The organism is Actinoplanes xinjiangensis, assembly GCF_003148685.1.
In the GTDB taxonomy this organism is placed as follows: domain Bacteria; phylum Actinomycetota; class Actinomycetes; order Mycobacteriales; family Micromonosporaceae; genus Actinoplanes; species Actinoplanes xinjiangensis.
This window is the reverse complement of the sequence record NZ_QGGR01000016.1, coordinates 45090-59281: the sequence shown is the minus strand read 5'-3', so window position 1 is coordinate 59281 and position 14192 is coordinate 45090. Positions and strand designations below refer to the sequence as shown.

The following is a 14192-nucleotide window of genomic DNA, read 5'->3' as shown; positions in this document are numbered from 1 at the left end:
GTGGGTACGTTCACCGGTTCCTTCAAAGGGTTCGGCGTGACCTTCGCGCACATGTTCCGCAAAGTGATCACTACCGACTACCCGTTCTCCCCGCCGAAGCCGGCGCCGCGCTACCACGGGCGGCACATCCTCAACCGGCACCCGGACGGCCTGGAGAAGTGCATCGGCTGCGAGTTGTGTGCCTGGGCCTGCCCGGCCGACGCGATCTACGTCGAGGGCGGCGACAACACCGACGAGCAGCGGTTCTCGCCGGGCGAGCGCTACGCGAAGATCTACCAGATCAACTACGCGCGGTGCATCTTCTGCGGTCTGTGCATCGAGGCCTGCCCGACCCGGTCGCTGACCATGAGCAACGAGTACGAGCTGGCCCGCGACAACCGCCAGGACCTGATCTTCACGAAGAAGGAACTCCTGGCCCCGCTCCTGGAGGGCATGGAGCAGCCGCCGCACCCGATGCGCCTGGGTGAGACCGACCGGGACTACTACGTCGGTGCACTCACGAACCCGGGCACGTCGGTCGGCGCCGAGCGGGCGCCGTGGTCGGATGCGGCCACGCACGACGCCTCCGAGCCCGACGAGCACGCCGCCCGGGCGGAGACGGCGGGCACGGTTCGCCGGGAGGGCGCGGCATGAACGCGGTGTCCACCGGCGAGCAGGTCGCCTTCTGGATCCTCGGCTCCCTCGCCGTGATCGGGGCACTCGGCATGGTGCTGGCCCGCAACGCGGTGCACTCCGCGCTCTGGCTGGTCGTCACGATGCTGAACCTCGGGTTCTTCTACGTGATCAACTCGGCGCCGTTCCTCGGCTTCGTGCAGATCATCGTCTACACCGGCGCGATCATGATGCTGTTCCTGTTCGTGCTGATGCTGGTCGGCCGGGACGCGTCGGACTCGCTGATCGAGACTTTGCGGGGCCAGCGGATCGCGGCGATCGTGCTGGGCGTCGCCTTCGCCGCCCTGATCGGCACCGGTCTGGCCCGCGCCCTCGGCTCCACCTTCACGGCCGGCCTGGACAAGGCCAACGCGAACGGCAACGTCGAGGGCCTGGCCTCGCTCCTGTTCACCAAGTACGTCTTCGCCTTCGAGGTCACCTCGGCCCTGCTGATCACGGCCGCGGTCGGCGCCATGGTTCTGGCGCACGTCGAGAAGGCCAAGGAGGACAAGCGTGACCAGGTGACCCGGATGAAGGAACGCTTCCGTCCCGGCAACTACCCGGGCCCGAAGCCCGGCCCCGGCATCTACGCGAACACCATGTCGGTGGCCGCGCCGGCCCGTCTGCCGGACGGCAACGGGGCCGAGCGGAGCATCTCGCCGATCCTCCCGATTCGTGAGTTGAGTCAGGCGGAGGCCGCGCCGAAGGGTACCGAAAAATGAGGGCTGCGAAGTGACTCCTGATTACTACCTGGTGTTGTCGGCCATCCTGTTCACCATCGGCGCTGCCGGGGTGCTGGTCCGCCGCAACGCGATCGTCCTGTTCATGTGCATCGAGTTGATGCTCAACGCCGCGAACCTCGCGCTGATCACCTTCAGCCGGATCAACGGCGGTCTGGACGGCCAGATCATCTCGTTCTTCGTGATGGTCGTCGCCGCTGCCGAGGTCGTGGTCGGCCTCGCCATCATCATGTCGATCTTCCGTACGCGACGCTCGGCGAGTGTCGACGACGCGAACCTCCTGAAGTACTGAAGGGGCATTTCGTGGAACACACATTCGCCCCGGCGACGGGAGTGCTGAGCAACATCTGGTTGCTCGTGGCCGTCCCGCTGGCCAGTGCGACGATCCTGCTGCTGCTCGGCAAGCGGTCCGACCGCTGGGGGCACTGGCTCGGCGTGGCCTCGGTCGCCGCGTCGTTCGTACTCGGGCTGATCTTCTTCGTCAACCTGTCCGGTCTGGACCCGGCCAGGCGATCCGCTGAGCTGAGTCTCTGGGACTTCATCGTGGTCGGCGACCTGAAGGTCGACTTCGGGCTGCTCTTCGACCCACTGGCCGGCGTCTTCGTCCTGCTGATCACCGGTGTCGGCTCCCTGATCCACCTGTACGCGGTGGGCTACATGGAGCACGACCCCGGACGGCGCAAGTTCTTCGCCTACTTCAACCTCTTCGTCTCGGCGATGCTGCTGCTGGTCCTGGGCAACAACTACGTGATGCTGTACTTCGGCTGGGAGGGCGTCGGTCTGGCGTCGTACCTGCTGATCTCGTTCTGGTACACCCGGCCGTCGGCGGCCACCGCCGGCAAGAAGGCGTTCCTGATGAACCGGGTCGGCGACGCCGGCCTGGCGATCGGCATCTTCCTGATGTTCACCGAGCTGGGCAGCACCCAGTACGACGACGTCTTCAACGGCGTCGACTCGATGGCCGCCGGAACCATCCTGGTGATGGGCATCCTGCTGCTGCTGGGTGCCTGCGGTAAGTCGGGTCAGTTCCCGTTGCAGGCCTGGCTCCCGGACGCGATGGAGGGCCCGACCCCGGTCTCCGCGCTCATCCACGCGGCGACCATGGTCACCGCCGGTGTCTACCTGATCGCCCGGTCCAACCCGATCTTCTCGGCGAACACCACGCTGCAGCTGGTCGTGGTCAGCATCGGTGCGATCACCCTGCTGATGGGCTGTCTCATCGGCGCGGCCAAGGACGACATCAAGCGGATCCTGGCCTGGTCGACGGTCTCCCAGATCGGCTACATGTTCCTCGGCGTCGGGCTCGGCGGCGGGGCGTACGCCCTGGCGATCATCCACCTGCTGGCGCACGGCTTCTTCAAGGCGAACATGTTCCTCGGGGCCGGCTCGGTCATGCACGGGATGCACGACCAGGTCGACATCCGGCGGTTCGGTGGCCTGTCGAAGCACATGAAGATCACCTGGTTGACCTTCGGCACCGGCTGGCTCGCCATCATCGGCATCCCGCCGCTGTCCGGTTACTTCTCGAAGGAGCCGATCATCGCGGCCGCCTTCGAGCGCGAGGTCGTCTGGGAGGCCTGGGTCTTCGGCGGCGCGGCGCTGCTCGGCGCCGGCCTGACCGCGTTCTACATGACCCGGCTCTTCGTGCTGACGTTCCACGGTCCGGCCCGCTGGACCGAGGACAACCAGCACCCGCACGAGTCTCCGGCGATCATGACGATCCCGCTGATCCTGCTGGCGGCGGGTTCGATCGGTGCCGGTTACCTGATGAGCACCAGCGTGCCGGACTGGCTGAACCCGGTCTTCGGCACCGCCGCGGCCGAGGGCGAGGCGCACGGTGTGCTCTCGCACGCCGTCATCACGATCCTGTCGCTGCTGGTCACGGTGATCGGTGCCGGCCTGGCCTGGGCGCTGTTCCGCAAGGGCACCGCGCTCGAACCGGAGCCGGCCGGCGTGCTGGTCACCGCGGCCCGGCGCAACCTCTACACCGACGCGTTCAACGAGGCGGTGTTCGAGCGGCCCGGCATCTACCTCACGCGGGCGCTCGTCTTCCTCGACAACAAGGGGATCGACGGTCTGGTCAACGGCATCGCGGCCGGCATCGGCGGTGGGTCCGGCAGGCTGCGCCGGCTACAGACCGGCTTCGTCCGCTCGTACGCGCTGTCGATGCTCACCGGCGCCATGCTCGTGGTCGGCGCCTTCCTCGCGATCCAGCTGGGGTGGTTGGCGTGAAAGACTTCCCGTTCCTTTCCGTCCTCACCCTCCTGCCCCTGGTGGGGGCACTGGTGGTGGCCTTCATTCCGCGCACCAAGGCGGAACTGGCCAAGATGGTGGCACTGGGCTGGTCCGTACTTGTCCTGGTGCTGAGCGTCTTCATGTGGGTCGCCTGGACCGTCAAGGGCGGCGAGCGGTTCCAGTTCCGGGAGTCCTACACGTGGATCCCGGCCTGGGGGGCGAACTTCACCTTCGCCGCCGACGGCATCGCGCTCGTCATGCTGATGCTGATCGCCATCCTGTTCCCGGTCGTCATCCTGGCGTCCTGGAACGACGTCGACCAGAGCACCCGGTCGGCCCCGGCCTACTTCGCGCTGCTGCTGTCCTTCGAGTTCACCATGATCGGCGTGTTCGCCGCGGCGGACATCTTCCTGTTCTACGTGTTCTTCGAGATCATGCTGATCCCGATGTACTTCATCATCGGGTCGTTCGGCAGCGGCCAGAAGCAGTACGCGGCGGTCAAGTTCTTCCTCTACAGCCTGGTCGGCGGCCTCTTCATGCTGGCCTCGGTGGTCGGCCTGTGGGTGCTCGGCGGGAAGACCTTCGACTTCACGGAGCTGGTCAAGGCGACCGCCTCGATCGACCAGAACACCGCGCGGTGGCTGTTCCTCGGCTTCTTCGTGGCGTTCGCGATCAAGGCACCGTTCTTCCCGTTCCACACCTGGCTGCCGGACTCCGGTGGGGCGGCCCCGGCCGGCGCGGCGGCACTGCTGGTCGGCGTGATGGACAAGGTCGGCACGTTCGGCATCCTGCGTTACTGCCTCTCGCTCTTCCCGGAGGCGTCGCGCTGGTTCGCTCCGACCGCCATGGCCCTCGCCGTGATCGGCATCATCTACGCGGCACTGCTCGCGGTCGGCCAGAACGACCTGAAGCGCCTGGTGTCGTACACGTCGATCGCGCACTTCGGTTTCATCGGCATCGGCATCTTCGCCTTCACCACCCAGGCCGGGACCGGTGCGGTGCTCTACATGGTCAACCACGGTCTGGCCACCGGCCTGCTGTTCATCGTGGTCGGCATGTTCGTGGCCCGGCGCGGGTCGTCGCTGGTCAGTGACTTCGGTGGGGTCGGCAAGCTGATGCCGGTGCTGGCGGGGGTGCTGTTCTTCGCCGGTCTCGCCTCCCTGGCGCTGCCCGGCACCGCCCCGTTCGTCAGTGAGTTCCTGGTCCTGATCGGCACGTTCAGCACCAACAAGGGGTACGCCGTGGTGGCCACCCTGGGCATCGTGCTGGCCGCGGCGTACGTGCTGTGGATGATCCAGCGGACCACCCAGGGCACCCTGAACCCGGCCCTCACCGAGGTACCGGCGATGTCGAAGGACATCACCCTCCGCGAGAAGGTGGTCGTCGCGCCGCTGATCGCGCTTCTCCTGGTGCTCGGTTTCTACCCGAAGCCGGTCACCGATGTGATCAACCCGGCGGTCGAGGCGACCATGCTGGACGTCGGTGTGAAGGACCCGGTTCCCACGGTGGAAGCCGGCGGAAAGGTGGGCGGCTGACATGGACCCGTTGAAACTGCCCCCGATCGACTACGGGGCCCTGCTCCCGATGCTGATCCTCTTCGGCGCGGCATGTCTCGGCGTGCTCGTCGAGGTGGCCGTCCCGCGCCGGGCGCGTAACGCGGTCCAGCTGTCGCTGGCGCTGATCGCCGTGGTCGCGGCGCTGGTCGCCGTGGTGCTGGAGCGCGGCACCCGGACCATCACCATCGGCGGCGCGGTCGCGGTGGACGGGCCGACCCTGTTCCTCCAGGGGGCGATCCTGGTGCTCGGCGGGGTCTCGCTGATGCTGATCGGTGAGCGTTCGGTCGAGCGGGGCGGCGCGTTCGTCTCGGAGGCCGCGGTCACCGTCGGCTCGCAGCGGGACATGCAGCAGACGAGCGGCCAGCCGGGTGCCACCGAGGTGTACCCGCTGAGCGTCTTCGCGCTCGGCGGCATGCTCCTCTTCGTGGCGGCCAACGACCTGCTCACCATGTTCGTGGCGCTGGAGGTCTTCTCGCTGCCGCTCTACCTGCTGTGCGCGCTGGCCCGTCGCCGGCGGCTGCTCAGCCAGGAGGCGGCGCTCAAGTACTTCCTGCTCGGCTCGTACGCCTCGGCGTTCTTCCTGTTCGGGGTGGCCTTCATCTACGGCTTCGCGGGCGGGATCCAGCTTGGCGAGGTGCACGAGGCGGTCGCCAACCCGCAGCGCAGCGAGGTGCTGCTCTACGTGGGTCTGGGCATGGTCGCGATCGGTCTGCTGTTCAAGGCCGCGCTCGCGCCGTTCCACGTGTGGACCCCGGACGTCTATCAGGGCGCGCCCACGCCGGTCACCGCGTTCATGGCGGCCTGCACCAAGGTCGCCGCCTTCGGGGCCCTGCTGCGGGTGCTCTACGTGGCGTTCGAGGGGGTGCGCTGGGACTTCCAGCCGGTCCTCGGCGGTATCGCGGTGCTCACCATGTTCATCGGTGCGGTCCTGGCGGTCACCCAGACCGACCTCAAGCGCCTGCTGGCCTACTCGTCGATCGCGAACGCCGGATACCTCATGGTGGGTGTCCTCGCGCTCAACGACGAGGGCCTCAGCAGCACGATGTTCTACCTCGTGGCGTACGGGTTCTCGGTGCTCGCCGCGTTCGCGATCATCAGCCTGGTGCGCGACCCCGACGGTGAGGCGACCCACCTGTCCAAGTGGGCCGGTATCGGCCGGAAGAGCCCGCTGCTCGCCGGCGTCTTCACCTTCATCCTGCTCGCCTTCGCCGGCATCCCGCTGACCAGTGGCTTCACCAGTAAGTTCGCGGTCTTCGGGGCGGCCGTCGAGGGTGGGCAGACCTGGCTGGTGATCTTCGGCGTGATCACGAGCATGCTGCTGGCGTTCCCGTACCTGCGGGTCGTCGTGCTGATGTGGCTGTCCGAGCCGGGGGAGTCCACCCCGGCGGTCTCCATCCCGGGCTTCCTCACCTCGGCGGTGCTGGCTCTGGGCGTCATCGTGACCGTGGCGCTCGGTGTCGTACCGGCTCCGCTGATCGAGTTGACCAGGGACGCGGCGGAGTTCGTCCGCTGATCCCGATCAGTGCGTGAAGGCCCCGGCGGATGCCGGGGCCTTCGTCGTCTCCGCGCGGCCGGCATCCCACGGGGGGTCCTACCTGGACCGGCTCAGGGGGACTATGACCGATTTCGGTCATATGCGGCCGCTGATCACGTCACCCGCGATGATCCCGCGGACCGACGGCCGGGCGATCCGGTCCGGGTCCGCAACGGGCGCTGACCGCCCGTACCCCGGCTGTCGGATTTTTGATCTTGTCGCGTGCCACCCTGGGACAGAAAGCGGTAGGGCGGTATGGCAAGGTGAATGCGTGGTGAGCACCGGTGATCTGACCCCGCGCGATCTCGCGCTGTCATCGCTGGGCCTCGACGTCGATCCCGCGATGGACGAGTCGGTGTCTGCGACGCTGGCCGCTGTGGAGGTTGCGCTGCGCGGCCATGTGGCCAGCGCCGATCCCCTGGTGGCCGAGGCCGCGCGTCATCTGGCCGACGCCGGTGGCAAGCGGTTCCGGCCGCTGCTCGTCGCCCTCGGGGCGCAGTTCGGCGATCCGGAGTCGCCACAGATCGTCGCCGCGGCGAATGTGGTGGAGCTGACCCACCTGGCCACGCTCTACCACGACGACGTGATGGACGAGGCGCTGGTGCGCCGTGGGGCGCCGAGCGCGAACGCGCGGTGGGGCAACTCGGTGGCCATCCTGGTCGGCGACTACCTCTTCGCTCAGGCCGCCGATCTGGCCGCCACTCTCGGTACCGAGGCGGTCCACCTCCAGGCGCAGACGTTCGCGCGGCTGGTGCACGGGCAGATCGCCGAGACGGTGGGCCCGCGCGGCACCGACCCGATCGAGCACCACCTGCACGTCATCACCGAGAAGACGGCGTCACTGATCGCCACGGCCGCCCGCTTCGGCGGGCTCTTCTCCGGCGCCCGGCCGGAGTTCGTGGAGGCGCTCGCCGGTTACGGCGAGACCATCGGTATCGCGTTCCAGCTCTCCGACGACCTGCTCGACATCACCAGCGAGTCGATCCAGTCCGGCAAGACGCCGGGCACCGATCTCCGCGAGGGTGTCCCGACCCTGCCGATGCTGTATGCGCTGGCCGGTGACGACACCGACGCGTCGGCGGTCCGGCTCCGGGAGCTGCTGTCGGCCGGCCCGATCACCGACGACGGGCTGCACGCCGAGGCGCTGACGCTGCTGCGCGACTCGGCGGCGATGAAACGGGCCCGCGAGACCGTGCGGTCCTACGCCGAGGAGGCGCGGGCCCGGCTGGCGCCACTGCCCACCGGTGAGGCGAAGCGGACGATGGAAGCGCTCTGCGACTTCATCGCCGACCGTACGAGCTGAGTCCTTCACCCCCGTTTGTGTGGGTCAAAGCGGGCATTCCGGAACTTCTCCACTGCGGACAGTTTCCTCGGTTGCACGCGCTGTGTAAATCGACCGTGATCCACTCCTGTTTGGCATTCCGTCCGAGGCCGATTGTTCATATGGTGTAAGTCCCTGGCCTCGGAGGTAGCTGTGCGTGACCCCCTAGCGGAGCCGTCAGATCTCATCCGGAGCGTTTCGCGTGCCCTGCGCGTGCTGGAGTCCGTGGGCCGGGCTCCGCGTGGACTCACCGTGAAACAGATCGCCCGGCGGTGCGAGCTGACCGTCGCGACGACCTACCACCTGGTCCGCACCCTCGCCTACGAGGGCTACGTGATCCGGCGTGAGGACGGGACGTACATCGTCGGGCTCGAGATCGCCGATCGGTACCGTGAGCTGGTCTCCGCCTTCCGCGGCCCGCCCGCCGTCGGTGAGGCGCTGCGCCGGGCCGCCGTCGACAGTGGATACAGCCACTACCTCGGCCGGTTCGTCGGCGGGCGGATAGCGGTCACCGCCTCCGCCGAGGGCGCCCGGTCCCCGTTCCTCGACGACGTGGCGCCCGGTTTCGACGAAGGCGGCCATGCCACCGCCCTCGGCAAGGCGCTGCTCGCCACCCTCACGCCCGACCAGCGCTCGCGCTATCTGCGTGACTACGGGATGCGGGCGTTCACCCCGGCCACCCTCACCACCGGAGAGGCGCTGGAGGCCGATCTGGCCGCCGGCGAGCGACGCGGCATGCAGATCGAGATGGGCCAGTTCCGGCAGGGACTCGCCTCCGCGGCCGTGGTCGTCGTCGCCGATCGGGACATGGAGCGACGGCTCGTCCTGGCCTGCTCGATGCCCGCCGCGGAGATGCTGACCTCGGCACGCGTGGTCCGGGCGAAGCTCACCGCGGCCGCGCGGAACGTGGCCGAAGCACTGTCCGGAGGCGAGTCCGCAACCGCCTGAACGGGCGGTCGCTCTCCGGATCCGGGCCGCCACGTTTTGAGGTGGTGGTTTAACGAATGGTTGAACCTTAGAGCCCGATGCCGCGTACCAGAGACCGGGAGAAGTACCCGGTTGGAGGCGGTAGGAATGCGATGCGAGGACGGGCACGACGACGCCGCCTATGTCCTTGGCGCGCTGTCGCCGATAGAACGGGCCGCCTACGAACGTCACCTGGCGACATGCTCGTTCTGCCGGGAGGCGGTCGCTGATCTGGCCCTCGTGCCGGACATGCTCGACCGGCTCGACGCGGATGAGTTCGCCAAGCTTCTCGACCCCAGCCTGTCGAACCTGTCCCGGCCCGCGCACGCGCCGTCGCTGAGGAAGGTCCGGGCCCGTCCGATCCGGATCGTCAGCTCGATCGCGGCACTCGTGCTGTTCCTGATCCTCGGCGGCGGGCTGACGTACTGGGGACTCAACGCCGGTGAGGCGGCCACTCCGGCACTCGGGCCGTCGCACGCCATGACGAAGGTGGACCCCACCTCCCCGATCGCGGCCACCGTCCGGATCAGCAGCACCGGCGCCGGTAGCCGGGTCGAGATGGAGTGCTCGTACAGCCAGTCGGCCCGGCCCTACACGTTCCGGCTCATCGCGTACGGGCCGGACGAGCAGACCGAGCAGCTCGGGTCGTGGCTGGCTCAGCCGGGCAAGAAGTTCCAGATGCCGGCCGCCACACACTTCACCGAGGGCAGCCTCTCCCGTCTCGAACTGGTCCGCTCCGACGACAAGGTGATGCTCGTCTACGAGCCGCAGAGTTAGACGGTCTCCGAGCCGCTACCGCCCCTTCTCAGGCCGCCACCGCCGCCGCACGGACCCGGGCCGCGGCCCGGGCGTTGCGGATGCCGTCCACGGTGAAGACGAGCAGCGCGAGCCAGACCAGGCCGAACCCGGCGAGCCGGGCCGGCGGCATCGGCTCGTGGTAGACGAGCACACCGACGGCGAGCTGCAGGATCGGCGCCACATATTGCAGGATGCCGAGGCCGGCCAGGGGCACCCGGTTCGTCGCGGCGGCGAACAGCAGCAGCGGGATCGCCGTGAGCACCCCGGCGACCAGCATCAGCACGGTGTGCTGGACCGACACGTGGCCGAACTGCGCCCCGCCGGACAGGTTGAGCCACGTCAGGAACGCCAGCGCCGGGAGCACCAGCACGGCCGACTCGACGAACAGGCCCTCCGCGGGCGGCAGCGACATGCGCTTCTTGATCAGGCCGTAGCAGCCGAACGAGGCGGCGAGCGTCAGAGCGATGTACGGCAGACGACCGTAGTCGACGGCCAGGATCGCCACCGCCAGACCGCCGACACCGACCGCGGCCCACTGCAACGGGCGCAGCCGCTCACCCATCACCGTGACACCGAGCAGCACCACGAGCAGGGGCGTGATGAAGTAGCCGAGCGCCGTCTCCACCACCCGGGACGAATTGACCCCGTAGATGTAGGTGCCCCAGTTGACGCCGATCAGCACGGCCGCCAGGGTGACCCCGCCGAGCAGCCGTGGTGTGCGCACCAGCCGGCCCAGGAACCGCCAGTTGCGCATCACGGTGAGCAGCAGGGCGACGAAGAGGACCGACCACACCACCCGGTGCGCCAGGATCTCCAGCGGCGGCGAGGGGCGCAGGAACTTGAAGTAGATGGGGAAGAAACCCCACATCGCGTACGCCGTGAGGCCGTACACGTATCCACGCCGCTCGTCGCTCATGCCCCCACCGTAAGGGCTGGGGCATGTTTCGGTCCTTGCGATTATGAAGCAGGTCACGAGGCCAATTCGGGCCTACTGGCCTGCCTTTATGTCGATCTCGCCGGGCCCGCTCAGTCGCCGTCCGGAACCAGCATGTTCAGCAGCCAGCTCACGACGCCGACCAGCAGCGCGCCGAGCACCGCCGGAAGGACGCCGTCCACGTGGAAGGCCAGGTCCAGCTTGTCGGCGATCCAGCTGGTGAGCAGCAGGAGCAGGCCGTTGACCAGGACGGCGACCAGGCCCAGGGTGAGGACGTAGAGCCCGCAGCCGATGGTCTTGATGATCGGCCGGAGAACCGCGTTGACCAGGCCGAAGATCACGGCGACGGCGAGCAGCGTGCCCGCCTTGTTGGCGGCGGAGTCGGTGTTCAGCTCGATGCCGTCGATCACCAGAGTCGCGATCCACAGCGATACGGCGGTGATCACCAGCCGAATGAGGATGCCCATGGCCGGGAATGGTGCCATGGCCCGTCCACCAGTGGAAACGACACCCCGCGATCTCTCTGAGATCTATGCCGGAGTTAAGGCTCGACTGCGGCGGGATCCACGCCGCGGGTGAGGCCCGCCCGTGGAGACCTACGCCGTGGTCAGTGCCGGGCTGCGCACCGGCTCGCCGATCAGGCTCTGCTCGATCGGGGTCTGGGCGAACACCGCCCAGCGCACCGCCCGCCGGTTGATCACCGCGACCATGTCGGTGCGCATCCGGGGGAAGTACGAAGCGGTCTCGCCCAGGCCCAGCGTGCCGCCGAGCAGGGTGGCCTCGGCCGGGGTCAGCCGCTGCAGCACCACCAGATCGGCCTCGCCGGCGTGCGCGACGTCCGGAGTCCCGAACTCGTCCCGCACCACCAGGGTGGTCTGCCAGCCCGCGTCCCGGGCCGGCTCCGGGCCGCCGGGGGCCGCACCGGTGTCGAGGACGGTCAGCGTCGGGTGCCGCACCGAACCGGCCGGGGCGTCGAACGGGCGGCCCTGCGGCAGGATCGTGATCGCCTCACCGGGAACGGCCGCGCCCCGTGCGAACGGCTCCCAGGCGTGCGGCCGGGTGGTCCGGACCAGGACCCGCGCCCCGGTCGCCATCGCCCGGAACGCCAGCAGCTGCGCGCCCGGCAGCCCACCCACCAGCAGCGCCCGGGTCGGCTCCGGCCGGAACAGGCGGATCAGCACCGCCGCGCCGGCCTGGTTGCGGCCGATCATCAGACCGGCCGGGCTGATCGGCAGCTCCGGCGCGTCGATCCGCTTGCCGTCCACCGCCTGACCGCCGAGCGGCAGGGTGGCGGCCAGACCCGGCAGCTGAGCACCCTCCAGGCGACGCAGCCGGACCCGGTCGGTGGAGAGCAGGGTGCGCAGGGCCCGGACCGCCGTGTCCAGCGCGGTGACGTCGGGAGCGGCGACCCGGACGAAGAGGCCGGTCGCGGTCATCGACACCGTGGTCGCGGCCGCCGGCAGATGCAGGATCCGGGTGATCAGGTTGCCGGTGAGGTCGGAACCGGAGGCCGGCCGGCACCGGAACGTCGCCTGCACCAGGCCGCCCAGGCGCAGCGACGACCAGCTCTCCCGGGCGCTGTCCGGCCCGCCGCCGGTCTCGGCGTTGGCCAGGTCCGCGATCGCCCGTAGCGCGGCCACCTCACCCAGCGGGCGGGCCAGGGACGGCCCCAGCCGGCGCGTCAGGCGGCGCGTCATGCCGGCCAGGCTCCGGCGCAGCTCGTCGTCGGACCAGCCGCCGGCGCGCGACACCCGCAGCGCCAGCACCGCCCGCAGGTAGCTGAGCGAGCTGCCCTCGGCGAGCGTCCGGTAGGAGCTCTGCGACGGGCCGGTGCCACCCCGGGCGGTCGGAGCCGAGACGGCGCTCAGCACCAGCTGGGCACGCACCCGAGGCTGGTCGCCGACGGCCTGGTCACGGCCGGTGGCGTGCAGCAGGGCGGCGAACGACGGGATCGCGGACGCCTCGTCGGCCGGGTCGCCCAGCTCGATCAGGACGGTGAGCCCGGAGTCGTCGGCGAGGACCGCGGCCGAGGCGCCCGGCAGATCCAGGCCGGTCAGGCGGACCCGGGGCGCCGCGTAGGCCAGCAGAGCGGTGCTGCTGTCGATCGAGGCGGACCGGCGACGACCCGAATAGCGGGCCAGGACACCGAGCCACTGGAACGCCCACCGGCCGCGCAGCCGCAGCCAGGTCAGCGCCAGCAGCCCGGCCGCGACGATCACCGCCGGCACCATGGCCAGGCCGCCGGCCACCAGACCGGCCAGCACCACGGCCACGGCGACCTGGGTGGCGACGATCTGCTCCGGCCGCGCACCGAGCAGGCGACCACCCCGGCGCGGCCGGATCAGGGACTCGGTCATCGGAACCGCGCTCTCGGTGCTCACGAACCGTCCCTCCCCGCCGTCCGGCATCCATTCACCCTTGTGCGCGGCTCATCGTAGGGCAGTTATCCACAGCTCGACTGCCCGACCGAGGGGTTATCCACAGGTTGGTGTCCGGGGCAGACGAGGCTCGTACCGGGCCGCTAACGTCGTCGATGTTGTTTCGCGGCGGGCGGCAGGCCCGATCGTGAGCGGTTAACCTGGTGGCCCACGTCGATGCGACCAGTGGTCCACATCGGATCAATTGCGAAAGGGGTGACGTCCAGATGGCGCAGACTGAGAGCCAGTCCGCACAGATGGCGAGTACCGCCAATGAGTTCGAGCGGATCAACGGTTCGCTCCAGAGCATGCTCAGCACGCTGATGCGGGAGCTGGAGATGCTCGGCGCGGGGTGGAAGGGGCAGGGCGCGGTCGCGTTCGACGGCGTCAAGAATCAGTACGCGAGCGATCTCAAGCGGCTCAACGACGCCCTCGCCGAGACCGCCGCGGGTATCCGCTCGTCCGGTGCCAGTTACGAGCGTTCCGACACCGAGGCCGCGTCCAGCATCGGCCGGACCGGTGGCCAGTTCACCCTGCCGCTCTGACCTACCGGAGGAAGTCATGAACGACGGTCACCTGCTCGTCAATTTCGACTCGCTGAACCAGGCTCGGTTGGACATCGCGAAGGCGGTGAACAAGCTCAACGCCGACCTGGAGTACCTCGAGACCGAGGGTAAGAAGCTGCTGGGGACCTGGTCCGGCACGGCCCAGGAGGCGTATGACCAGCGTCAGCGCACGTGGCAGTCGGCCTCCCAGGATCTGCAGACCATCCTGGCGCAGATCGGGTCGGCGCTGGAGCAGTCGAAGGACGATTACCAGCAGACCGAGCGGGCCGCGACCCAGCGGTTCCAGTGAGCCGGTGACCCGGCCGGGTCGCCCATTCGCGTAAATGGCGTGCCGGTTCCCGCGGTTACCATCGGTTGTTAGGTGCTCACACCGAGCCATTGGTGCATGCCCGCGGGGCCCGGACGGCCCATTTCTGGAGACGTCGTAGGCCCAACCTGACAGTCAGCATGCCGCCGCCCATTGTGATTGTGGCC

14 protein-coding genes are annotated in these 14192 nt (G+C 69.0%); 11 read left to right on the top strand and 3 right to left on the bottom strand.

Features of this window, described 5'->3' with window-relative positions:
- The 9 genes from nuoI (at nucleotide 1) to BC793_RS30815 (ending at nucleotide 9780) form a co-directional block, all read left to right on the top strand.
- Nucleotides 1–633, top strand: coding sequence for an NADH-quinone oxidoreductase subunit NuoI (gene nuoI, locus BC793_RS30855; RefSeq protein ID WP_239170385.1), 633 nt, complete (start codon nucleotides 1–3; stop codon nucleotides 631–633).
- On the top strand, nucleotides 630–1373 hold the full coding sequence (locus BC793_RS30850; protein WP_109598916.1) for an NADH-quinone oxidoreductase subunit J: 744 nt from the start codon (nucleotides 630–632) through the stop codon (nucleotides 1371–1373). The genes nuoI and BC793_RS30850 overlap by 4 nt, the downstream gene beginning before the upstream one ends.
- A gap of 10 nt (nucleotides 1374–1383) precedes the next feature.
- Nucleotides 1384–1683 (top strand): NADH-quinone oxidoreductase subunit NuoK, encoded by a 300-nt coding sequence (gene nuoK, locus BC793_RS30845; protein WP_093620071.1) that lies wholly within the window; start codon nucleotides 1384–1386, stop codon nucleotides 1681–1683.
- A gap of 11 nt (nucleotides 1684–1694) precedes the next feature.
- On the top strand, nucleotides 1695–3623 hold the full coding sequence (nuoL, locus tag BC793_RS30840) for an NADH-quinone oxidoreductase subunit L (protein WP_109598914.1): 1929 nt from the start codon (nucleotides 1695–1697) through the stop codon (nucleotides 3621–3623).
- On the top strand, nucleotides 3620–5161 hold the full coding sequence (locus tag BC793_RS30835) for an NADH-quinone oxidoreductase subunit M (RefSeq protein ID WP_109598912.1): 1542 nt from the start codon (nucleotides 3620–3622) through the stop codon (nucleotides 5159–5161). The genes nuoL and BC793_RS30835 overlap by 4 nt, the downstream gene beginning before the upstream one ends.
- A gap of 1 nt (nucleotide 5162) precedes the next feature.
- Nucleotides 5163–6695, top strand: coding sequence for an NADH-quinone oxidoreductase subunit NuoN (gene nuoN / locus BC793_RS30830; protein WP_109598910.1), 1533 nt, complete (start codon nucleotides 5163–5165; stop codon nucleotides 6693–6695).
- A gap of 364 nt (nucleotides 6696–7059) precedes the next feature.
- Nucleotides 7060–8019 (top strand): polyprenyl synthetase family protein, encoded by a 960-nt coding sequence (locus tag BC793_RS30825; protein WP_239170391.1) that lies wholly within the window; start codon nucleotides 7060–7062, stop codon nucleotides 8017–8019.
- A 171-nt stretch (nucleotides 8020–8190) separates the two neighbouring features.
- Nucleotides 8191–8985: an IclR family transcriptional regulator gene (locus BC793_RS30820; RefSeq protein WP_109598908.1), complete on the top strand. Its 795-nt coding sequence runs from the start codon at nucleotides 8191–8193 to the stop codon at nucleotides 8983–8985.
- A gap of 111 nt (nucleotides 8986–9096) precedes the next feature.
- Entirely contained in the window at nucleotides 9097–9780 is a 684-nt protein-coding gene (locus BC793_RS30815; protein WP_249037395.1) for an anti-sigma factor family protein, read from the top strand.
- A 28-nt stretch (nucleotides 9781–9808) separates the two neighbouring features.
- Here the strand turns inward: BC793_RS30815 and rarD are convergent, their stop codons facing one another.
- From rarD to BC793_RS30800, 3 genes are all read right to left on the bottom strand, one after another.
- Nucleotides 9809–10717, bottom strand: a complete 909-nt coding sequence (rarD, locus tag BC793_RS30810; protein WP_109598904.1) for an EamA family transporter RarD — start codon at nucleotides 10715–10717, stop codon at nucleotides 9809–9811.
- Nucleotides 10718–10827: 110 nt separating this feature from the next.
- On the bottom strand, nucleotides 10828–11202 hold the full coding sequence (locus tag BC793_RS30805; protein ID WP_109598902.1) for a phage holin family protein: 375 nt from the start codon (nucleotides 11200–11202) through the stop codon (nucleotides 10828–10830).
- Between the two features lie 129 nt (nucleotides 11203–11331).
- Nucleotides 11332–13116 carry a type VII secretion protein EccE gene (locus BC793_RS30800; RefSeq protein ID WP_146246502.1) on the bottom strand — a complete coding sequence of 595 codons (1785 nt, stop codon included), beginning with the start codon at nucleotides 13114–13116 and terminating at the stop codon, nucleotides 11332–11334.
- A 263-nt stretch (nucleotides 13117–13379) separates the two neighbouring features.
- Between BC793_RS30800 and BC793_RS30795 the strand changes: the two genes are divergently transcribed.
- Both BC793_RS30795 and BC793_RS30790 read left to right on the top strand, forming a co-directional pair.
- The gene (locus BC793_RS30795) at nucleotides 13380–13697 is read left to right on the top strand and encodes a WXG100 family type VII secretion target (protein WP_109598898.1); all 318 of its coding nucleotides are present in this window, start codon (nucleotides 13380–13382) and stop codon (nucleotides 13695–13697) included.
- Nucleotides 13698–13713: 16 nt separating this feature from the next.
- The gene (locus tag BC793_RS30790) at nucleotides 13714–14007 is read left to right on the top strand and encodes a WXG100 family type VII secretion target (RefSeq protein WP_109598896.1); all 294 of its coding nucleotides are present in this window, start codon (nucleotides 13714–13716) and stop codon (nucleotides 14005–14007) included.
- The last annotated feature ends 185 nt before the right edge of the window (nucleotides 14008–14192 follow it).